Annotated in this window: 17 protein-coding genes and 1 pseudogene; 8 read left to right on the forward strand and 10 right to left on the reverse strand. The window is 71.6% G+C overall.

Going from position 1 to position 20086, the window contains the following annotated elements:
- The first annotated feature begins 159 nt into the window (after positions 1 to 159).
- The gene (locus ACQEWB_RS38265; RefSeq protein ID WP_432839436.1) at positions 160 to 1359 is read left to right on the forward strand and encodes an ROK family protein; all 1200 of its coding nucleotides are present in this window, start codon (positions 160 to 162) and stop codon (positions 1357 to 1359) included.
- Positions 1356 to 2867 carry a M81 family metallopeptidase gene (locus ACQEWB_RS38270; protein ID WP_432839438.1) on the forward strand — a complete coding sequence of 504 codons (1512 nt, stop codon included), beginning with the start codon at positions 1356 to 1358 and terminating at the stop codon, positions 2865 to 2867. Before ACQEWB_RS38265 ends, ACQEWB_RS38270 begins: the two co-directional genes overlap by 4 nt.
- Here ACQEWB_RS38270 and ACQEWB_RS38275 read toward each other — a convergent pair.
- The 7 genes and pseudogenes from ACQEWB_RS38275 to ACQEWB_RS38305 all read right to left on the reverse strand — a co-directional run bounded on the left by ACQEWB_RS38275 (position 2860) and on the right by ACQEWB_RS38305 (position 9214).
- A pseudogene (locus tag ACQEWB_RS38275) lies at positions 2860 to 3434 on the reverse strand (GTP-binding protein). The gene ACQEWB_RS38270 and the pseudogene ACQEWB_RS38275 overlap by 8 nt on opposite strands.
- Positions 3421 to 3777, reverse strand: coding sequence for a DUF742 domain-containing protein (locus tag ACQEWB_RS38280; protein ID WP_432839440.1), 357 nt, complete (start codon positions 3775 to 3777; stop codon positions 3421 to 3423). The pseudogene ACQEWB_RS38275 and the gene ACQEWB_RS38280 overlap by 14 nt, the downstream one beginning before the upstream one ends.
- A gap of 1 nt (position 3778) precedes the next feature.
- A complete protein-coding gene (locus ACQEWB_RS38285; protein WP_133041600.1) occupies positions 3779 to 4210 on the reverse strand; it encodes a roadblock/LC7 domain-containing protein in 432 nt (143 codons plus the stop codon).
- Positions 4211 to 4224: 14 nt separating this feature from the next.
- On the reverse strand, positions 4225 to 6633 hold the full coding sequence (locus ACQEWB_RS38290; protein WP_432839442.1) for a nitrate- and nitrite sensing domain-containing protein: 2409 nt from the start codon (positions 6631 to 6633) through the stop codon (positions 4225 to 4227).
- A gap of 165 nt (positions 6634 to 6798) precedes the next feature.
- Positions 6799 to 7809, reverse strand: coding sequence for a substrate-binding domain-containing protein (locus tag ACQEWB_RS38295; protein WP_432839444.1), 1011 nt, complete (start codon positions 7807 to 7809; stop codon positions 6799 to 6801).
- Positions 7810 to 8030: 221 nt separating this feature from the next.
- Entirely contained in the window at positions 8031 to 8828 is a 798-nt protein-coding gene (locus ACQEWB_RS38300) for an SAM-dependent methyltransferase (protein WP_432839446.1), read from the reverse strand.
- A gap of 140 nt (positions 8829 to 8968) precedes the next feature.
- Positions 8969 to 9214, reverse strand: a complete 246-nt coding sequence (locus ACQEWB_RS38305; RefSeq protein ID WP_432839448.1) for an AsnC family protein — start codon at positions 9212 to 9214, stop codon at positions 8969 to 8971.
- 93 nt (positions 9215 to 9307) lie between these two features.
- Between ACQEWB_RS38305 and ACQEWB_RS38310 the strand changes: the two genes are divergently transcribed.
- Positions 9308 to 9667 (forward strand): ArsR/SmtB family transcription factor, encoded by a 360-nt coding sequence (locus ACQEWB_RS38310; protein ID WP_432839450.1) that lies wholly within the window; start codon positions 9308 to 9310, stop codon positions 9665 to 9667.
- Positions 9627 to 12230 (forward strand): magnesium-translocating P-type ATPase, encoded by a 2604-nt coding sequence (gene mgtA / locus ACQEWB_RS38315; RefSeq protein ID WP_432839452.1) that lies wholly within the window; start codon positions 9627 to 9629, stop codon positions 12228 to 12230. Before ACQEWB_RS38310 ends, mgtA begins: the two co-directional genes overlap by 41 nt.
- Here mgtA and ACQEWB_RS38320 read toward each other — a convergent pair.
- Together ACQEWB_RS38320 and ACQEWB_RS38325 are read right to left on the reverse strand one after the other, a co-directional pair.
- Entirely contained in the window at positions 12221 to 12700 is a 480-nt protein-coding gene (locus tag ACQEWB_RS38320; RefSeq protein WP_432839454.1) for a DUF6114 domain-containing protein, read from the reverse strand. The two genes, mgtA and ACQEWB_RS38320, sit on opposite strands and share 10 nt — an antisense overlap.
- A complete protein-coding gene (locus tag ACQEWB_RS38325) occupies positions 12700 to 13353 on the reverse strand; it encodes a DUF6230 family protein (protein WP_432839456.1) in 654 nt (217 codons plus the stop codon). The genes ACQEWB_RS38320 and ACQEWB_RS38325 overlap by 1 nt, the downstream gene beginning before the upstream one ends.
- Positions 13354 to 14017: 664 nt before the next feature.
- Between ACQEWB_RS38325 and ACQEWB_RS38330 the strand changes: the two genes are divergently transcribed.
- Complete coding sequence (locus ACQEWB_RS38330) at positions 14018 to 14671, forward strand: Tat pathway signal sequence domain protein (RefSeq protein WP_432839458.1); 654 nt, start codon at positions 14018 to 14020, stop codon at positions 14669 to 14671.
- Between the two features lie 43 nt (positions 14672 to 14714).
- On the opposite strand, the gene ACQEWB_RS38335 is transcribed toward ACQEWB_RS38330, so the two are convergent.
- Positions 14715 to 15644: a lytic polysaccharide monooxygenase auxiliary activity family 9 protein gene (locus tag ACQEWB_RS38335; RefSeq protein WP_432839460.1), complete on the reverse strand. Its 930-nt coding sequence runs from the start codon at positions 15642 to 15644 to the stop codon at positions 14715 to 14717.
- A gap of 346 nt (positions 15645 to 15990) precedes the next feature.
- Between ACQEWB_RS38335 and ACQEWB_RS38340 the strand changes: the two genes are divergently transcribed.
- From ACQEWB_RS38340 to ACQEWB_RS38350, 3 genes are all read left to right on the forward strand, one after another.
- On the forward strand, positions 15991 to 17781 hold the full coding sequence (locus tag ACQEWB_RS38340; protein WP_432839462.1) for a S8 family peptidase: 1791 nt from the start codon (positions 15991 to 15993) through the stop codon (positions 17779 to 17781).
- Between the two features lie 388 nt (positions 17782 to 18169).
- Complete coding sequence (locus ACQEWB_RS38345) at positions 18170 to 18817, forward strand: ScbR family autoregulator-binding transcription factor (protein WP_432839464.1); 648 nt, start codon at positions 18170 to 18172, stop codon at positions 18815 to 18817.
- Between the two features lie 89 nt (positions 18818 to 18906).
- A complete protein-coding gene (locus tag ACQEWB_RS38350) occupies positions 18907 to 20085 on the forward strand; it encodes a damage-control phosphatase ARMT1 family protein (protein WP_432839466.1) in 1179 nt (392 codons plus the stop codon).
- Position 20086 lies beyond the last annotated feature (1 nt).

The following is a 20086-nucleotide window of genomic DNA, read 5'->3' on the forward strand; positions in this document are numbered from 1 at the left end:
TGTGGAAGCGGGGTGAGGACAGTCAACGACCCGATTGTTCGAAGAAACAGACGCGCTGCTGTAAAAAGCCTGTTTCTGCTGTTCTGAAAAAAGCGCACAGGCGGCCCACGGGCCGTACGCTCATCGTCCCGAACGCCGCCGACGGAAGTTACTTCGTCCATGACTGAAAAAAGTCCGCCGCGCCGGAAGAACGGCGCGGGAGTCTCCTCGCTGGCCGAGCGCGTCCTCGAACTCCTCGCCTCCGGGCAGGCGACGACGCGCACGGAGCTCGCCGGGCTGCTCGGTGCCGCGCCCTCGACGATCTCGTTCACGGTGGGCCAGCTGCTCGACCACGGGCTGGTCGCCGAGGAGGGCACGGTGTCCTCCTCGGGCGGCCGGCCACGGAAGGTGCTGCGCCTCGGCGGCAGTGACGGCTTCGCGGTCGCGGCCGAACTGGGCGGTCGGCACGCCCACGTCGGCGTCGTACTGCCCGGCGGCGGACTCACCGACGTCTCCACGGTCCGGTTCCCGACCGCCGACGGCCCCGAGGCGGCGCTGCCGGGCCTGGCCGAGACCCTCGCGGAGCTCGCCGGACGCCACGGACGGCACCTGCTGCGCGGCGTCGGCCTGTGCCTGCCCGGCCCGGTCGACGTCGAACCGGGCCTGGTGACACTCCCCGCCCGGATGCCCGGCTGGAACAGATTCCCCGTACGGGCCTGGATGGAGGAGCGTTTCGCGGTCCCGGTGGCCATCGAGAACGACGCCAACTGCATGGCCGTCGGCGAGCACAGCGTCCGCCCCGCCGAGCACCGCCAGTCCATCATGGTGAAGGTCGGCTCCGGCATCGGCGCGGGCGTCATCGCCGACGGCCGCCTCTACCGCGGCGGCTCCGGCGCCGCCGGCGAGATCACCCACGTCCGCGTCGAGGCGGGCCACGACATCCCCTGCTCCTGCGGCAACACGGGCTGCCTGGAAACGGTCGCCTCCGGCGCCGCCCTGGTCCGCATCCTGCGCGAGCGCGGCCTGGAGGTCACGTCCACGGAGGACGTCGTACGCCTGGCGACGGACGCCGACCCGGAGGCCACCCGAGCCGTCCGCCAGGCGGGCCGCTACCTGGGCCAGGTCCTCGCCGCCAACGTCAACTTCTTCAACCCGGACGCCGTATACCTGGGCGGCATCCTGTCCACGCTCGAACCCTTCGTCGCCGCGGTACGCAGCCAGCTGTACGAGGGCTGCCACCCCCTGGTGACCGAGCACCTGGTGATCGAACGAGCGAGCCTGGGCGCCGACGCGGGCCTGGTCGGAGCAGGCCAGTTCGCCTTGCAACGAGCGCTCACGGACGCGCTGGAGAAGGCCACCGACCAATCGAGGACACGATGACAGACCTGTCACCACAGCATCCCGTAATCGCCGTCGCGGGCCTCGGCATCGAGTCCTCGACCTTCTCCCCGGCCCGCACCGAAGCCCCCGCCTTCCACCCGCTCCGGGGCGACGAGATCCTGACCCGCTATCAGTTCCTGTCGCCCGAGAGCGACTTGGGCAAGAAGGCCCACTGGCGCGGAGCCCTCGTCGGCAAGGCCCTCCCCGGCGGTACGGTGACCGCAGCCGCCTACGCCGAACTCGCCGCCGAACTTCTCGACAGACTTGGGCAGTTGGGTCGTATAGACGGACTCTGGTACGACATCCACGGAGCGATGACGGTCGAGGGCATCGACGACGCCGAGGCCCAACTCCTCGTCCGCATCCGGGAAGTCATCGGCCCCGAGCCCCTCGTATCCACCTCCATGGACCTGCACGGCAACGTCTCCCACGATCTCGTCCACCGGAGCGACCTGATCACCTGCTACCGCATGGCCCCCCACGAGGACGCCATGGACACCAAGGAGCGAGCCGCCCGCAACCTCGTCGACCTCCTCACCGGCAACGCGGAACGCCCGGTCAAGGCCTGGATCCCCGTACCCGTGCTGCTGGCCGGCGAGCAGACCTCCACCCGCATCGAGCCGGCGAAGAGCGTGTACGCGGCGGTGGACGAGGTGGAGGCGTCCGAGGGCGTCACGGACGCGGCGATCTGGGTCGGCTACGCGTGGGCGGACGAGCCGCGCAACCGGGCGGCGGTCGTCGTGACGGGACCTTCCCGGGAAGCCGTGACCTCAGGTGCCGAACGCCTCGCGCACGGCTTCTGGGCGGCCCGGCACGACTTCGCCTTCGTCGCCCCGACCGGCACCCTGGACGGTTGCCTCGACGAGGCCCTCGCCTCCACCGCCCGCCCCTACTTCGTCAGCGACACCGGCGACAACCCGACGGCGGGCGGCGCCGGAGACGTCACCTGGGGACTCCGACAGGTGCTGGCCCGCCCGGAGTTCAAGGCCGAGGACGGCCCCACCGTCATCTACGCCTCGCTGCCGGGCCCTTCGGCCGTCGACACCGCCGTAGCGGCCGGCGTCGGTGCGACCGTCACCGTCACCGCGGGCGCCGAGGTCGACGACCGGCACGCCGGCCCGCTCACCCTCACCGGTGTGGTCCACGCGATCCGGCACGGCGACCGCGACGCCGGGACGGAGGTCGTGCTGCGGGTCGGCTCCGTGCACGTGATCCTGACCCGGCTGCGGAAGCCGTACCACCATGAACACGACTTCACCGACCTGGATCTGAGTCCCCGTCAGGCCGACGTCGTGATCGTCAAGATCGGCTATCTCGAACCCGAGCTCTTCGCGATGGCCGCCGACTGGAAAATGGCCCTCACCCCCGGCGGCGTCGACCAGGACCTGACCAGGCTCGGCCACCACCGCATCAGCCGGCCCATGTTCCCCTTCGACCCGGACATGCCGGACCCGGACCTGACGGCGCGGATCGTCGCGCCGTCCAACGAGCCGCACGAGGCTACTTGACCGCGGCCGCGATCAACTGGTCGAGGAGCGCGATCAGTACGTCCCGGCACGAACCGCGTTCGCGGGCGTCGCAGAGCAGGACCTGGACGTGGTCCGGGAGGGCCAGGGCCTCACGGATCTCCTCGGGCGGGTAGGGGTGTTCGCCGTAGAAGCCGTTGACCCCGACGACGAAGGGGATGCCCCGGCGTTCGAAGAAGTCGATCGCCGCGTAGCTGGTCTCCGGGCGGCGCACGTCGATGAGGACGACCGCGCCCAGGGCGCCCAGGGCGAGGTCGTTCCACATGAACCAGAACCGCTGCTGCCCCGGGTCCCGAAGAGATACAGCACCAGGTCCTGGCCGATGGTGATCCGGCCGAAGTCCAGGGCCACCGTGGTGGCCGTCTTCTGCTCGATGCCCTCCAGGTCATCGACGCCGAGGCCGGCCGAGGTCAGCCGTTCCTCGGTGCGCAGCGGCGCGATCTCGCTCACCGAGCCGACCATGGTGGTCTTGCCCACGCCGAAACCGCCGGCGATCAGGATCTTGACCGTGTCGGGCGCCGACCGGGTGATGGTGTCAGAGTCGGCCAAGGCCGTCCCTCACTTTCTGCAACAGGTCCAGGTCCTTGTTCCGGGACACCGGAGTGGGCGGTCGGAGCGTGATCCGGCCCGCTTCCAGCAGATCGCAGAGCATGATCACGATCACGCTCACCGGCAGGTCGAGCAGCGCGGCGAGTTCCGCGACGGCGATCGGCTCGGCACACCGGCGCAGGATGCGCTGGTGCTCCGGCTGCGGTCGGGTGGCCCAGGTCGGCGGCGGGTCCACCGCGGTCACAGTCGTGATGAGCGTGAAGTCGGCGCGGCTCGGCCGGGTCCGTCCGCCGGTCAGTGCGAACGGCCGTACCAGACGGCCTGCCGTGTCGCCTCCGCCCACCTCACGCGCCGGAATCGACGGTGGGGCCGATGCCGGCCCGCGGCGCCGCGCTCAGGTGCTCGCCGATCTTCTTCACCAGCATGTTCATCTGGTACGCCACCACGCCCACGTCCGCGCCCTGGCTGGTCAGCACCACCAGATGGGCGCCGGGGCCGGCCGAGGTGAGGATCAGGTAGCTGTGGGCCATCTCGATCAGCGCCTGGCGCACCGGACCACCGCGGAAGTCCATGCTCACGCCCTTGCTGAGGCTCATCAGCCCGGACGCGGTGGCGGCCAGCCGTTCCGCGTCGTCCCGTAGGAACCCGGTGGACTTGCTGACGACCAGGCCGTCCTCGGAGAGCACCACGGCGTGGTTCACCTCGGCGACCCGGTCCACCAGTCCGGTCAACAGCTGATCCAACGCGGTATGGGTGGCTGGGATGGGGCGTGTCATGGCGGTGTCCTTCGTCAGCGGTCGGCGGGCGGGGGCGAGGGGACTGCGGTGCCTGCGGCGGGGAAGTCCGGGCCGGGGGCGGGATACCGGGCGCCCGGGTAGTCGGGTGCGGATGCTTCCTCCTGGTCGTACTGCTCCTCGGCGTCCTCGTCACGCGCCCGGAGCGTGCCGCGCTGGAACCCGCCCAGCGAGGAGGCGGCGCGCTCGGCGGTGAAGCCGTCGTCGTAACCGTCCTGGCCGGTCCCCGGCGGGCCTTCGAGGAGCTCGGCGGCCAGGCTGGACTGCGGGACCCGGCGTGGGAGCGGGGCGAGACCCGGCGGACGTCCGACCGCCGCGTGGCGGCCCGCCCGGCCGGACTCCTCCGCGCGGGCGTGCTCGTCGCCTTCGAGCGAGTCCCGCAGCCGGGCCGCCAGGGCCGAGAGCGCCGGCTCGTCGGCCCGCACGCGCGGGGCGGGCCCGTCCGGAGTGCGCGGGGCGTTGTCGGCGACCTCCGGAACCTCTCGTACGACGATCTCGTGCGGCAGCAGCACGATCGCCGAGGTTCCGCCGTACGGCGACGGGCGCAGCGTCACCGCGATGCCGTGCCGGGTGGCCAGGCGGGCGATGACGAACATGCCGAGCCTGAGGTCGTCGGCGAGCGCCACCACGTCGAACTGCGGCTCCACCGCCAACTGGGCGTTGAAGGACGCGTAGTCCTCCTCCGTCAGGCCGAGCCCGCGGTCCTCGACCTCGACGGCCAGACCCCTGGCGACCAGCGCGGCCCGCACCGAGACCGGGGCCGGCGAGGGCGAGTACGCGGTCGCGTTGTCGATCAGCTCGGCCAGCAGATGGATCACGTCGGCCACCGCGGGCGGCGACACGTACACGTCCTCGTCGGTGTGCACCTCCACGCGCGCGTACTCGGCGACCTCGCCGACGGCGCTGCGCAGGATGTCGATCAGCGCGACCGGCTCCAGCCAGCTGCGCCGCGGCTGCTCACCGGAGATGATGACCAGGTTCTCCTCGTACCGGCGCAACTGGCTGGCCGTGGAGTCCAGTTCGTACAGGCCCTTGAGGACGTCCGGGTCGGTGATCTCGCGCTCCAGCGTGTCCAGCTTGGTGAGCTGGAGGTTGACCAGGTTCTGGCTCTGCCGGGCGATGCCGAGGATGACCTTCTGGAAACCGCGCCGGGTGTCGGCGAGTTCCACCGCGGTGTGCACGGCGGTGCGCTGCGCCTTGTTGAACGCCCTTGCCACCTGGCCGAGTTCGTCCCGGCCGTAGTCGAGGGGCGGGGTCGCGAGGTCCGCGTCGACCTTCTCGCCCCGGTCGAGGCGGGCGACCACGTCCGGCAGCCGCTCCTCGGCCAGGCTGAGGGTGGCCTCGCGCAGGCCGCGCAGCCGCCGGGACAGCGAGCGGGTGATCCGCCAGGACATGCCCACGCACAGCAGCAGGGCGATCAGCCCGCCCGCGCTCAGCGACGCGGCCGTGATCAGCAGGCTGTGCGCCTTGTCGGCGCTGCGGTCGAGCAGGCCCGAGGTCTGGTCCTGGATCATCTGCCCGTACTCGTCGCCGACCTGCGCGAAGGCGGTCGCCCACTGCTTGCTCAGGTCGGGCAGCACGACCTTGCCGTCGGCGCCGGACGGCCGGGCCGCGAGCACCCGGTCCTCGATGCTCTGGATGCTCTGCCACTCGGGGCTCTGCAGGATCCGCTCGGTCTGCGTCTTGGCGCTGCCCTGAAGCGAGGGCACGATCTGGTCCTCGAGCAGCCAGCGCCGGGTGGCGACCAGCTGGGCGAACGCCGTCCAGTCCTTCGCGCTCAACTGCCCGGCCGGCCAGGCCAGGGTGAGCTGCGCGTCCTCCTGCGCGACCAGCTCGGCCGCGTGCTCCAGGGCGACCAGCGGGCCCGCCTGCGAGGTCAGGTCGCCGTCGTCGACCTGGGAGAGCTCCTCGAAGGCGTGGATCTGGTCGTCGATGATCGAGCCGTACTGGCCGAGCGCCTGCGCCGCGCTGATGTTGGTCGGGTCGTCCACCTGCCCGCGGTAGTACTCCAGGCTGCCGACCGAGCCGAGCACCGAGTACAGCCGGTCCGAGATGCGCGAGGGCGCCTTGTCGATCGCGTCGGACTGCCCGACCAGCTTGCCGACCGCCTTGTCCGTCTCCTTGCGCTGCGCCTCCAGCGCCGCCCGGGAGCCGCGCTGGTCGTGGGCCAGCCAGGCCGCCGACAGACTGCGCTCCCGCTGGAGCGCGAGCGTGGCGTCCGTGCCCATGGCACCGGTCGACCGGCTCAGCTCGGTCTGCGAGCGCAGCCGTAGCCCCTCGGTGAAGATCTGCGTCGTGGTCACGCCCCACATGGCGGCGAGGGTGACGCTGGGAACCAGGGCCAGCAGGATCAGCGAGAGACGTATGGAGCCGAGGCGGCGCCGGGCACCTGTCCGTGGAGACATCGTCGTCCTAGTACGCGATCAGCGGAGCGGAGAAGGGAGAACGGGGGTGACCGTGAGCGGGGAGAGAAGGGGTGCACAGGATGCTATCCGCACAAGTGACCGCATGTGCCACGGGTCATCGATTCTTTCGCGACAGTGATGGACGAAGTGTCGCCCGGCGCCGGCTCAGCGGGTCCCGCCCGCCGCGAACCTGGCCACCGCGGCCACGTTCGTCTTCGTCACGAAGGCCGGGCCGGTGAGCACCGGGGAGACCCCGCCGCCGCTGATGTTGCCGTTGGTCCGGTACAGCCACAGCCCGTCCACCGCCAGGTAGCCCTGCAGATACGGCTGTTGATCCACCGCGAACTGCACCGCGCCGCTCTGCACCGCCTTGACCAGGTCCTTGTTGAGGTCGAAGGTCGCGACCTTGGCCGTGCTGCGGGACGCCTTCACCGACTTGACCGCGCTCAGCGCGAACTGCGCGCCGTTGGTGACCACTTCGTCGATCGTCGGGTCCTGGCGCAGCTTGGCGGTGATCGCGGCCGAGGTCGCGTCCGCGTCGGTGCCCTCCACGTACAGGTTCTCGGTCTGACCGCCGAAGGTCTTCGTCACGCCGGCGCAGCGGGCCTCCAGGGCGACGTTGCCGCGCTCGTGGATCACACAGACGGCGTGCTTGGCCTTGAGGTCGTCCAGCTTGTCGCCGACGGCCTGCCCGGCGACGCTCTCGTCCTGGCCGAAGTACTCGAGCAGCCCCTCGGACTGCCAGGACTCGATACCGGAGTTGAGCCCGACCACGGGGATGCCCGCGGCCCTGGCCTGCGCGATCGGCCCCTTCATGGCCTGCGGCTTGGCGAGGGTCACGGCGATCCCGTCGACCTTGTCGCGGACGGCGTCCCGGACCAGCTCCGCCTGCCCGGCCCCGTCGGAGTCGCTGGCGTAGGTCAGTTGCACGCCGTCCTTGGCGGCGGCCGCCTCGGCGCCCTTGCGGACCAGGTCCCAGAAGGCGTCGCCCTTCGCGCCGTGCGTGACCAGCGCGATCCGGTACCGGGCCCCGCTCGTCTTGCCGAGGGAGTCCGTGGTGGTGTCCGAACGGTCGCCGGACGCGGAGCAGGCCGCCACGAGCAGCACGCCGGTCACGGCGAGAGCCGCGGCCCGAGCGGGTCTGCGGGAGGCGGCAGGTGGGGGAGGAGTGTTCATGAGGGTGCGGCACCTCGCTGTGCGGCCGAGCTGGCGGAACGACGCGGACGAGCCCCCGGACCACGTCCGACGCACCGTACGCCGTCCGGGTGACTCTCGCTGGCCGGAGCCAATCGTGTGTGACCGCCGGTAGTCAAGTGAGCAGCCACTTTAAGTGAGTTACTGCTCCCGCATCGTGATGATTCCGATCAGCGGGACGGGTCCGGACTCGACAAGGAGACTTATGGCTTCCGGGCCACGGCCCCGTACATGGCGATGTCCTCATCGCGGATCGTCTCCTCCTGGCCGCCGTCCGGACGCCACCTGTGGACCTGCACGATCCCCGGTCCGACGAGTTCGAGCCCCGTGAAGAACTCCTCGGCCTCCGCGAAGGTGCGCAGCCGCATCGGCATGTCACGGGCCGCGTACTCGCGGGCGACCCGTCCGACCTCCTCGGGCGCGAACTCCGCCGTGCCGATGGACATCGCCAGGTAACTGCCCGACGGCAGCGGTTCGAGGAGCCGGCGGACGATGCCGACGGCGTCGTGCTCGTCCAGCAGGAAGTGCACGATCGCGATGACGGTCAGCGCGACGGGCTCGCCGAGGTCGAGGGTGTCGCGGAAGGCCGGGGAGTCCAGGATGGCGGCCGGATCGCGCATGTCGGCCTCGGCGTACGCCGTCCTGCCGTCCGGCGTGCTGTTCAGCAGCCCCTCCGACAGCGCGAGCACGAGCGGGTCGTTGTCGACGTACACGACCCGCGCCTCGGGCGCCGCCGACTGGGCGATCTCGTGGATGTTCGGCGAGGTCGGTATGCCGGAGCCGATGTCGAGGAACTGCCGTAGCCCGGCCTCCTCGGCCAGCCAGCGCACGGCCCGGTTCATCCAGTCCCGGTTGGCCCGCATGTGCACGGGCAGCGCGGGCCACTCCCGGCACATGGCGTCGCCGGCCTCCTGGTCGGCGGGGTAGTAGTCCTTGCCACCGAGGATGTAGTCGTAGATCCGCGCGGCGTGCGCCGTGCCGGTGTCGATGTCTCTCTCCATGCATCTCCCATCCCATCCTCAACTCCCTTCTAACCAGAGAGAGTTGAGAAGTCGCCGAATGCCGTGCAGGAGGAGGGAGTTGGCGGGCCCGTCCGTCGGCGCGTGGATGACGGCGTCCTGGGCCGAGCGCGCGGTGGCCGTCAGCCGCCCAACCACTGCGTACGAGCCGCCTGGTGAGGGTCCGTCAGCCCGACGACCCGCAACCCCGCGTCGGTCCGCAGCCGCCGGTACCGCCGCGCCACGGTCTGCGCCGAGACACCGGGCACCCCGGCGATCCGGGTGAAGGGCGCACGGCCGTCGATGTGCGGCGCGTGGATCGGACCACGGTCGAGAACGTCGAGCGTGCACCCGTCCTCGCGGGTCCGGGCACCAGGCGTGGGCGCCATCGTGCGCCTCCACCCCCTTTAGACTGGTCCGACCCGTACAGACGGCGTGCCGGGACGGCGCGTCCGGGCGGCTCGGACAGGAGGGCGACAACCGTGGCGGCAGCCGGCAGTGGCTTCGAGGATCCCTCGGCCGACGTGCTCGACCGCGCGGCCGCGGCCTTCGGGCTGCTCGCCTCGCCCGCCCGGCTGCACATCGTCTGGGCACTGGCCCAGGGCGAGAGCGACGTCACCGGCCTCGCCGAGCGGGTCGGCGGCGCGCTGCCCGCGGTCAGCCAGCACCTGACCAAGCTGAAGCTGGCCGGCCTGGTCCGCGCCCGCCGTGAGGGCCGCCGCCAGGTGTACTTCGTCGACCCCGCCGACCAGGCGGCCGTCGTGGACGTCGTACGGCTCATGGTGGGCCGGCTCTCCGACCATGCCGACGCCATCCCCTCGCCCCGCCTCCGTGGCCTCTGAGCACGGCTGGGGCACCCACCTCCAGGTGCTGCGGCGGCTCGACACGGGCCCCCGCGGGCTGACCGACGCCGAGGCCGCGGCCCGGCTGGGCGAGCTCGGCGAGAACGTCCTCCCCGAGCTGCGTACCCCGTCCTGGGCCCGCCGCAGCGTACGCGGACTGCGCGACCCCTTCACCGCCGTCCTGTTCTGCCTCGGCCTGGTCTCCGCCGCCGTCGCCTCCTGGGGCACCGCCGCGGTGATCCTCGCGCTGGTCGCGGTCAGCTGTGTGCTGCGGGCGAGCGGCGAGCACCGGGCCGACCGTTCGATGGCGGCGCTGCGCGGACTCGTCGCCGGCACGGCCACGGTGCTGCGGCGCGGTGAGGCCGGCGAGACCCCGCGGGAGATCCCGGTCGCCGAACTGGTGCCGGGCGACGTCATCAGGCTCGGGCCGGGAGACCTGGTCCCGGCGGACGTACGGCTGCTGCGCGCCCGCGGCCTCACCGTCCACCAGGCCGCACTGACCGGAGAGACGGCCCCGGTCGCGAAGACCGCCACGGACGCCCCCGACACCCCGGCCGACGGCCCCTTCGCCCAGCCCCACCTGTGCTTCCAGGGCAGCGGCGTCGCAACGGGCAGCGCCACCGCGGTCGTACTGGAAACAGGTGCGCGGACGCGACTGGCCGCGGCGTACGCGCATCCCGGGCCGCCGACGGGCCGCCCGGACGGACGGCGCCGGGGCACCAGCGCCTTCGACGACTCCGTGCACGGGATCTCCTGGGTGCTGATCCGGTTCATGCTGCTCACGCCGCCGCTCGTCCTCATGGCCGGTGCCGCGTTGCGCGGGCGTGGCCTGGAGACCCTCCCGTTCGCCGTCGCGGTGGCCGTCGGGCTGACGCCCGAGATGCTGCCCGTGATCGTCACCAGCTGTCTGGCTCGCGGCGCCACCCGCCTCGCCCGCCGGCACGAGGTGATCGTCAAACGGCTCCCCGCCCTGCACGACCTCGGCGCGGTCGACGTCCTGTGCGTCGACAAGACCGGCACCCTCACTCAGGACCGGCCCGTCGTCGTACGCTCCCTCGACCCGGCCGGCCACGACGACCCGGACGTCCTGCGCTGGGCCGCCGTCGGCGCCTGGTGGACCCTCCAACTGGCCGAACTGCCCGCCCCGGACGCCCTCGACGAGGCGCTGTTGGAGGCGGCGGGAGCGGTAGGGGAGGAGTACGACGGGGTGGGCGCCGCACCCTTCGACCCGGTACGGCGTCTGGCCACCGCGGTGGTCCGGGGCCCCGGCCTCGGCACGCACACCGTGGTCGTCAAGGGCGCCGTGGAGGACGTACTCGAACGGTGTGCGGTGGAGGCGGGGGAACGGGACCGCCTGCTCGCCCTCGCCGCCCGCGAAGCAGAATCCGGTCTACGGCTGCTCGCCCTCGCCACCGCCGAACGCCCCCGCCCTCGACTGCGCTCGGCCGGGGGGACCCCCGTCGCCCACCCGCGCGACCGCACGCCCGCCGACGAGTCCGGCCTCACCTTCCGCGGCCTGATCACCTTCAGCGACACCCCGGCCCCCACCGCGTCCGAGGCCCTGCGCACGCTCACCGCGCTCGGCGTCACGGTGAAGATCCTCACGGGCGACCACCCGGCGACGGCCGCGCGGGCCTGCCGGGATCTGGGGATGGAAGTGGGGGAGGTGAGGGTCGCCGGTGCTCCGGGGGAGCTCGAAGCGAGCGTCGTCGCCCGCTGCACACCGGAGGACAAGGCCCGGGTCGTCGCCGGGCTGCGGGCCGCCGGGCACACCGTCGGTTTTCTCGGGGACGGCGTCAACGACGTCCCGGCGCTGCGGGCCGCCGACGTCGGCATCGCGCCGCGCGGGGCCGTGGACGCGGCCCGGGAGAGCGCTGACGTGGTGCTCGCCGCCAAGGACCTCACCGCGATCGGGCACGCGGTCACCGCCGGCCGTTACAGCAGCGGCAACATCGCCTCGTATCTGCGCGTGACCCTGTCGTCCAACCTGGGCAACGTCCTCGCCATGCTCCTGGCCGGCCTGCTGCTGCCCTTCCTGCCGATGCTCCCGGCCCAGGTGCTGGTGCAGAACCTGTGCTTCGACGCGGCGCAGCTCGCCTTCGCCTACGACCACCCGGGCCCGGCGGCGCTGCGCCGTCCGGCCGGTCTGCGGCCGCGGGCGTTCCTCAGGTTCATCGGCGGCTTCGGCGTGCTCAACGCGATCGCCGACCTCGCCACCTTCGGCGTTCTCGCGCTGTCCCTGCGGGGGCCGGACGCCGTGGACGACGAGTCCGTGTTCCACTCCGCCTGGTTCACCGAGAACCTGCTCACCCAGGCGCTGGTGATGCTGCTCCTGCGCACCGGCCGCAGCCTCGCCGAGGGTCGCGCGCCGGGTCCGCTGGGCTGGGCGGCCGCCGCCCTCGCCACCGTCGGCCTGCTGCTCCCGGCGACCCCGCTGGGCGCGGCGCTGGGCATGACGGCCCTGCCCGCGGCGTACCACCTGCTGCTCACGGCGGTCCTCGGCCTGTACGCCCTGGCGCTGGTCGCGGCCAGGGCGTGGCACGAACGTCGCCGCTACAGCTGAACCGCCTCCGCGGTCCCCGTGGGCTCCGCGCTTTCCGTCGGCTCCGCGGTCTCGGCCGCCTCCGCCCGCGCTTCCTTCCTGCGCTGCCTTCGGCTGACGCGCGGCGCCTGGTCCGGGAGCCAGCCGAAGATCAGGCAGCTGCCGACCGCGCCGAGGAGCAGGCCGATGAAGAAGCCGCCGAGGTTGGAGGTGAGCCAGGAGCCCAGGGAGGCGAGGACACCGATGATCGAGTAGAAGATGCGCTGACCGGGGCTGAACAGCGTCAGCAGCCCGCACAGCACCATCACCACCGGCAGCAGATAGCCGGCCAGGCCCTGCATGCCGATGTGCATGATGACCTTCAGCGAGGCCTTCTCGGTGACCAGGATCTCCGCCCCGCCGAGGGCGAGCAGCAGCCCGCCCCAGAACGGCCGGACGGCCCGCCAGTCATGGAAGGCGGGCCGCACGCCTTGCTTCGGGGTGCCCGACATCAGCAACCCGAGTCGCTGAAGCTGAGTTTGAGACCCGGAAGCTTGAACACCCCTGCGGTGGTCGCGTAGTTGGTCTGCCGCAGGTTGTCGATGTGCACCGTGTCGGCCTGCTGGCTGAAGACGCCCTTCGGCCCCTTGACGCCCGCCTTGGTGAGCGTGCTCGCGTCGTTGCCGATCTCGATGTTGTTGAACGAGGCGTCACCGGTCAGCTCGGTCGAGTCGGTGGTCAGGTCGGTCGCCTGCACCTTCGACGAGCCGCTGCCGGCCTTGATGAGCAGGTTGGTGCCGCCGAGGTCCACGCTCTGGCAGAGGCTGTCCAGCGTGGCGCTCTTGATGGCGGAGGTGACGACCAGCACCTGGCCGCCGGTGTCACCCGCGTTCGGGCTGTTGTCGATCATGCTGTCGAGCCCGCCGAACTGCTCGAATCCGGTGCCGTCGAGCGACTTCGCCGTGACGGTGAAGGGCATCCCGGAGATCGAGAAGGAGACGCCCAGCGCTCCCTCGGCGGTCATGATCGCGAGGCCGGCGGCGACGGCGACGGCGGGCACCGCCATCACCGCGGCACGGCGAAGCCGGACCCGCCCACCTCTGGCGGGGTCGGCTGGGGAACCGCTTTCCGGGTTCCCTTGGGTCTGGTCGGCGGACGAGGCCATTTCTGCTCCCATGTGCATAGTCAGTGCGGGTTGGGCATCAGCGGCACGTTGTCCTGGCGCGGACAGCGGAACTGCGGCGGCACGACTCCTCGCAACTCCCGGCGGACGCAAGGGCTTTCTCCGTACTCAGCAGTAGCCGTGGGGGAAGTTACCCGTGGTTACTTTTAGGGGTCAAGGGAGTTGTGAAAAAAGGATGTTGATTGTGTGTCAGCTGTGGCGCGAACACAGCGGTGGCAGCGGCCTCATCTCTTGAACGATCGTCAACTCCCTTTGTATGCCTTGACGTTGACGGACACTCAGGTCTAGAACTGCCTCTGGCTTCCCCCTGATCCGTGGCGCCGGATCCAGCCACGCGGCACCGTCCGCGTCTCCCGGACCCCTGTTGTCCGACGCGGGCGCATCGCCGCTCGTCACACACCCTCCACGGCCCGGCACGGGCACTTCCCCCCTGGTCCGCGCCGGGCCGCCTGCCCCGTCCGGCCTGCCGACGGCTCCCCCCACGGGTCTGCGGCCGGTCACCGGCGGGTCGTCGTCGTCGGCCCGTGACGCACGGAGAAGGCGTCACGGGCCGGCAACGGCGGACGTCCCTCGGGCGTCCCGCGCCTTTCGCGCCCCCCGAGTTCCATCAACCCTCGGCCCCCCACTTCGAAAGAGGTACTCCCGCATGCGCACTCGCACCCTCATCACCCTCGTCGGCGCCGTCGCCGCCCTCTCGATCCCCGCCGCCGTCCCCGCCTCGGCGGCCGACACCCCGGTCCTGACCACCGGTTCGGTCGGCGGCACCGCGGTCGCGGTCGGCGACGTCCTGACCGCCCCGCTGTCCAGCGGCACCAGCGCCACCCTCTACTCCAGCGCGACCGGCACCAGTGGCGTGAAGTGCACGTCCTCGACGTTCACCGCGACCGTCACCGACAACCCGACCGCGCCGGGCACGGCCACCGAGTCGGTCGGCGCGCAGACCTTCGACAGCAGCAGCTGCACCAGCAACGTCGTCGGTGTGCTCGGCGTCAGCAGCATCACGGTCGACAACCTGCCGTACACCACCACCGTGGCCTCCGACGGCACCCTCACGGTCACCCCGGCGAGCGGTTCCACCATCCAGACCACGGTCAAGCTGACCACGCTGCTGGGCAGCATCACCTGCGTCTACCAGGCCGCCAGCCTGTCCGGCACGGCCAGCAACGACGACGCGAGCATCAACTTCACCAGCCAGGCGTTCACCAAGACGTCCGGCTCTTCGCTCTGCTTCAGCGCCGGCTACTTCACCGCGAAGTACGCCCCGGTGACCGACAACGGCGCGACGGTCTACGTCAACTGACCCTCGTAGCCCGGTAGTTCGGCGACGATCCGGTTGATCCGGTTCAGCGTCGACGCAACCGCAGGGCCAGGGCGGCGCCGCCGGTGAGCACCAGCACGGCGGCGGCGCCGCCCGCCAGCACGGGCGCCGACGGACCCGAGTCGGCGCTCTCGGTGGAGGCGACCGGGGTGCTGTCCGGATTCGACGGCACCGCAGTCGCCTCCGCCGTCGTCTGTTGCGCGGGAGAGGCGGTCTGGGTACGGCTCTTCTCGGCCGTCGGGGAGGGCGTGCCGCCGGCGGTCCTCGCGCCGCCCGCCGTGGCGGAGGCGGACGCCTTGGCGCCACTGCCCTTGGCCGCCGGGAACACCACGTCCGAGCAGGAGTAGTACGTGTCCGGCGTGCTGCTGGTCTGCCAGATCGTGTAGAGCACGTGCCGTCCCGTCCGGTCCGACGGGAGCTTCGCGCTGATGCGGTACGCGCCGTTCGTCAGCGCCGGGTCCTTGACCGACGCGAACGGCTGCGTGGCCAGCTCGGACCAGGTCAGCGGCTTCGTCGGGTCGTAGCCGGGCTTGGTCAGATACAGCCTGAAGGTGCCGGCGTGCGGGATCGTCGAGGCGTATTTCATGGTCAGCGTCGCGCCCGGGGTCAGTTTCGTCGTCGGCCAGTCGGCGCGCGCGAGGTCGAGGCCCTTGTAGGCGGGCAGCCCGCCGCTGCACAGCTTCCCGTCCGGAATCGTCTGCCGGTCCCGGCCGTTCACGTCCGGCACCCGGATGTTGTCCCAGAAGGTGAAGGGCTGGCCGTTGGCGGCGACCGCCGCCTGGCAGGCCGCCGTCTTCGCGTTCGCCCCGCCGTCGGGCGAGCAGGCGTACGCCCGGCTGACCGGATCCGTCGGCGCGCCGTGCGCCTGCGCGGTACCCGCCGCCCACAGCGGCAGCAGGAACGGGGTGACGAGGGCGGCCGCCAGGGCGGTGCGGTGTGCGGTCATCCGGGACATCCGGAGGTCTCCTCGGCCGGCGCGGGAACGGGGTGCTCCCGTGGAGTACGGGAAGCGGGTCCGACGCGTTCACCGCGTGACACTCGACGTGAAGCGGGGCATACGAGGTCAACCGGCCGTCCGGCAGGGGGAGTTTCCGGCCGGATCTAGGGTTTCCCCTGTATTCGCATGACCATCTCTTTGCCTATCGTTCGAGCACAGCCGACCCACAGGTGACCCCGAACGGGTCCGGCTCGCGCCTGGCCGGCCGACGCGCCGCGTTCCGCCCCCACCCCCCCGCCGCTTCGACGACGAAGCGATTCCCCGCCGCTCCGCGCTGCCCGGAGCCGGCCACGAAAGGCACCCCGTGCGTACACCCCCCAGCGGACGGAAGCTGATATCCGTCGCCGCGGTCTCCGCCGCTCTCATCACCGCCGCGACGGCCTCGGTCGCCGTCGCCCAGGAACCCGCGCCCCGGGCGGCCGCCGTCCCGGCCGCCCTCACCGAGGCCGCCCCCGGCACCCCGGCCGAGCGCCTCATCGTCGGCTACAAGTCCGGTGCCGCCGAGGCGAAGTCGAACAAGGCCGCCGAGGCCGACGCCGCTGCCAAGGGCGCGGACATCGACTTCACGCGCCGCCTCGGCACCGGCGCCGCCCTCGTCGACCTCGGCGACAAGGCGTCCCGGTCCCAAGTCGCCGACGTGATCGCCGAGTTCAGGGCCGACCCGCAGGTCGCCTACGTCGTACCGGACCGCCTCAACACCCCGCAGGCCGACCCGAACGACACCGAGTACGCCAAGCAGTGGGACCTCTTCGAGTCCACGGCCGGCATGAACGTGCCCGCCGCCTGGCCGACCTCCACCGGCACCGGCGTGACCGTCGCGGTCATCGACACCGGTTACGTCACCCACTCCGACCTCGCCGCGAACATCGTCGGCGGCTACGACTTCATCGCCGACACCGCCGTCTCGGTGGACGGCGACGGCCGCGACGGCAACCCCGCCGACCCCGGCGACTACTACGCCGCGAACGAGTGCGGCTCCGGCATCCCGGCCTCGGGCTCCTCCTGGCACGGCACCCACGTGGCCGGCACCATCGCCGCCGTCACGAACAACAACAAGGGCGTCGCGGGCATCGCGTACGGCGCGAAGATCTCCCCGGTGCGCGTGCTCGGCAAGTGCGGCGGCTACGACTCCGACATCATCGACGCCATCACCTGGGCGTCCGGCGGCAGTGTCTCCGGTGTGCCCGCAAACTCCAACGTCGCCAAGGTCATCAACATGAGCCTGGGCGGCGACGGGGCGTGCACCTCGGCGACCCAGAGCGCCATCAACGCCGCCGTCGGCCGGGGTACGACCGTTGTCGTGGCCGCGGGCAACGACAACGACAACGTCGCCAACCACTCGCCGGGCAACTGCAACAACGTGATCTCGGTGGCGGCCACCAACCGCTCCGGCGCGAAGGCCTCGTACTCCAACTACGGTTCCCTGGTCGACATTTCGGCACCCGGCGGCCAGACCAGCACCGGGACCGCCAACGGCATCCTGTCCACGCTGAACTCCGGCACCAAGACGCCGTCCGCGGAGTCGTACGCCTACTACCAGGGCACCTCCATGGCCACCCCGCACATCGCCGGCCTGGCCGCACTGGTGAAGTCGGCCAACTCCTCGCTCACCCCGGCCCAGATCGAGACCGCCATCAAGAACAACGCCCGCGCGCTGCCGGGCAGTTGCTCGGGCGGCTGCGGCGCGGGCCTGGCCGACGCGGCGAAGACCGTGGCGGCCGTGAGCTCCTCCGGCGGTACGACCGGCGGCACCACCTTCTCCAACACCACCGCCGTGGCCGTCCCGGACAACGGCTCGGCGATCGAGTCCTCCATCGCCGTCAGCGGCCGCAGCGGCAACGCGCCCGCGACCCTTCAGGTCGGCGTCGACATCACCCACACCTACCGCGGTGACCTGGTGATCGACCTGGTGGCCCCGGACGGCTCCACCTACCGCCTGAAGGCGGCCAGCTCCTCGGACTCCGCCGACAACGTCAGCACCACCTACACGGTGGACGCGTCGAGCGAGACCGCCAACGGAACCTGGAAGCTGCGGGTCCAGGACACGGCGGCGCAGGACACCGGCACCCTCAACAACTGGAAACTCACCTTCTGAGGAAGGCCTTCGCGCCCCCGCTGTCACCTACGTCGCATTGAAAGCCAACCGGTTGCCTCGTACGCTAACGCACACGGGTACGGATCAACGCAGCTGACCGGTCTGTCAATTGCGCTTGCCGGGCGGAGGGAGGGTTACACGTGTCCTCGGTCACCGTGCGTCCTGTCCTCCTCCCTCCCCGGCCGACCGGCGCCCTTGACGACCACGCCCAAGTCCCTTGTTCCGCAAGGGGCTTGGGCGTTTTCGGCGGTCGCCCCCGGCGCCACCGGACGGTGAGATATCGTGTACGGGGAGTGAGAAACAAGCGGCATCGGTCGTTCTTTCCAGTCCAGGAGGGTTCAATTCCTTCCTACGAGTGTTCGGTTACGGTCACAGGAGAGTCCAGTCGATGGCGAGGCAGTTACGCGCCGAGCAGACCCGCGCGACGATCATCACAGCCGCAGCAGACCTGTTCGACCGGCACGGCTACGAATCGACCAGCCTGAGTGACATCGTCGAGCACGCCCAGGTCACCAAGGGCGCGCTGTACTTCCACTTCGCGGCCAAGGAGGACCTGGCGCACGCGATCATGGAGCTCCAGTCCCGCGCCTCGCGCGAGGTGGCGAGCGAACTGGACGCCCGCGGCTACTCCTCGCTCGAAACGCTGATGCGACTCACCTTCGGCATCTCCCGGCTCTCCGTCGAGGGCCCGATCCAGCGCGCCGGACTCCGGCTCGCCACCGGCACCGTGGAGGTGCGGCCCCCGCTCGCCCACCCCTTCACCGAGTGGCGGGACATTGCCATCCGCAAACTTCACGGTGCCGTCAAGGAGTCCGACGTCCACCCGGACATCGACATAGAGGCCACCGCGCACGCCCTCGTCAGCTGGTTCGTCGGCACCCGCGTCGTCGGCCGCACTCTGGAGCCGGTCGCCCGCCAGCCCCGCCGGGTCGCCGAGATGTGGCACGTCATGATCCGCGGCCTGGTCCCGGTCACCCGCCGCGCCCGCTACCTGAGCCTCGCCGCCCACCTGGAGCGGGAGACCAGGACGGTCTGACGCGCGCGGTACTCGGGGGACCGGATCGGCTGTCGCCTCCGATACGCGGGAGATCGGAATCGGCGGAGGCCCGCGATACCGTGAGCCGCATGCCCCACACCCCGACCGCGCCCCTGATCCTCGGCAACGAGCCGGGTTCCTTCCCGTTCAGCGTCCTCGCCGAGCGGCACCCCGCGATCATCCGCCAGGTCAGGGAGGCCTTCCCGTACGGCCCCGACCGGCACCGCGCGCTCGACGCACTCCTCGAGAACTGCACCAAGGGCACGATCGAACCGCTCCCCGCCGACGCGCACGACCGGGACCGATGGGCCGAGTGGGGCCTCGCCGCGTACACCGGCCGCTCCTGGTACGACATCCCCTGGCTCTGGTCGGAGAGCTGGTTCTACCGCCAACTCCTCGATGCCGTCGGCTACTTCACCCCCGGTCCCTGGCAGGGCATCGACCCGTTCCGCCCCTTCAAACTCGCCGAACTGGACGCCCCGGAGACCGACGAGGAACTCAAAGCCCTCGACGACCTCACCGACCTGCCCGCCGCCGACCGGGCCAGGGCTCTCCTGCACGGCTCCCTCTGGGGCAACCGCGCCGACCTCGGCTTCCGCCTCTCCGACGCGAGCGCCGACACCAAGGAGGCCGCTCCCGGCCTGGTCGCCGACGACAGCGACACCCTCTGGTCGCTGCTCCCGCCCGCCGGCACAGCCACCCTGCACCTCATCGCCGACAACGCCGGCCGCGAACTCGTCCCCGACCTGCTGCTCGTCGCCCACCTCCTGGACCACGGGCACGTCGAACGGGCCGTCCTGCACGTCAAGCCGTACCCGTACTACGTCTCCGACGCCACGACCGCCGACGTGGTCGACGCCCTCCGCCGGCTCACCTCGGCCCCGGGCGCCGCGGCCTCGTACGGCCGCACGCTCTGGTCGGCGGCGACCGACGGCCGCCTCACGATCCGCGCCCACCCCTTCACCGCCGCGCCCCTGCCCTTCGCGGACCTCCCCGCCGACCTGCGCGCGGACCTCGCCACGGCCACGCTCACCATCGTCAAGGGCGACCTCAACTACCGCCGCCTGGTGGGCGATCACCGCTGGCCCCCGACCACCCCCTTCGCCGACGTCACCGCACACCTCCCCGGCCCGGTGGCCGCCCTGCGCACCCTGAAGTCCGACGTCATCACGGGCCTGGCCGAGGAGACCGAGTCCGCGCTGGTGGCGGCCGAGGGCCAGAGCTGGCGCACCGGCGGCACGCACGCGCTGATCCAGGTGCGGGCCTGAC

It is taken from the genome of Streptomyces sp. CA-249302 (genome assembly GCF_050936785.1).
Classification (GTDB): Bacteria; Actinomycetota; Actinomycetes; order Streptomycetales; family Streptomycetaceae; genus Streptomyces.

Bases quoted from the DNA above. Each gene is read 5' to 3' on its own strand.
- ACQEWB_RS38300 (WP_432839446.1), bottom strand. From the start codon at position 8,828: ATGGAGAGAGACATCGACACCGGCACGGCGCACGCCGCGCGGATCTAC.
- ACQEWB_RS38270 (WP_432839438.1), top strand. From the start codon at position 1,356: ATGACAGACCTGTCACCACAGCATCCCGTAATCGCCGTCGCGGGCCTC.
- ACQEWB_RS38320 (WP_432839454.1), bottom strand. From the start codon at position 12,700: ATGTCGGGCACCCCGAAGCAAGGCGTGCGGCCCGCCTTCCATGACTGG.
- ACQEWB_RS38305 (WP_432839448.1), bottom strand. From the start codon at position 9,214: ATGGCGCCCACGCCTGGTGCCCGGACCCGCGAGGACGGGTGCACGCTC.
- ACQEWB_RS38330 (WP_432839458.1), top strand. From the start codon at position 14,018: ATGCGCACTCGCACCCTCATCACCCTCGTCGGCGCCGTCGCCGCCCTC.
- ACQEWB_RS38295 (WP_432839444.1), bottom strand. From the start codon at position 7,809: ATGAACACTCCTCCCCCACCTGCCGCCTCCCGCAGACCCGCTCGGGCC.
- mgtA (WP_432839452.1), top strand. From the start codon at position 9,627: ATGCCGACGCCATCCCCTCGCCCCGCCTCCGTGGCCTCTGAGCACGGC.
- ACQEWB_RS38350 (WP_432839466.1), top strand. From the start codon at position 18,907: ATGCCCCACACCCCGACCGCGCCCCTGATCCTCGGCAACGAGCCGGGT.
- ACQEWB_RS38345 (WP_432839464.1), top strand. From the start codon at position 18,170: ATGGCGAGGCAGTTACGCGCCGAGCAGACCCGCGCGACGATCATCACA.
- ACQEWB_RS38325 (WP_432839456.1), bottom strand. From the start codon at position 13,353: ATGGCCTCGTCCGCCGACCAGACCCAAGGGAACCCGGAAAGCGGTTCC.
- ACQEWB_RS38290 (WP_432839442.1), bottom strand. From the start codon at position 6,633: ATGTCTCCACGGACAGGTGCCCGGCGCCGCCTCGGCTCCATACGTCTC.
- ACQEWB_RS38335 (WP_432839460.1), bottom strand. From the start codon at position 15,644: ATGTCCCGGATGACCGCACACCGCACCGCCCTGGCGGCCGCCCTCGTC.
- ACQEWB_RS38265 (WP_432839436.1), top strand. From the start codon at position 160: ATGACTGAAAAAAGTCCGCCGCGCCGGAAGAACGGCGCGGGAGTCTCC.
- ACQEWB_RS38285 (WP_133041600.1), bottom strand. From the start codon at position 4,210: ATGACACGCCCCATCCCAGCCACCCATACCGCGTTGGATCAGCTGTTG.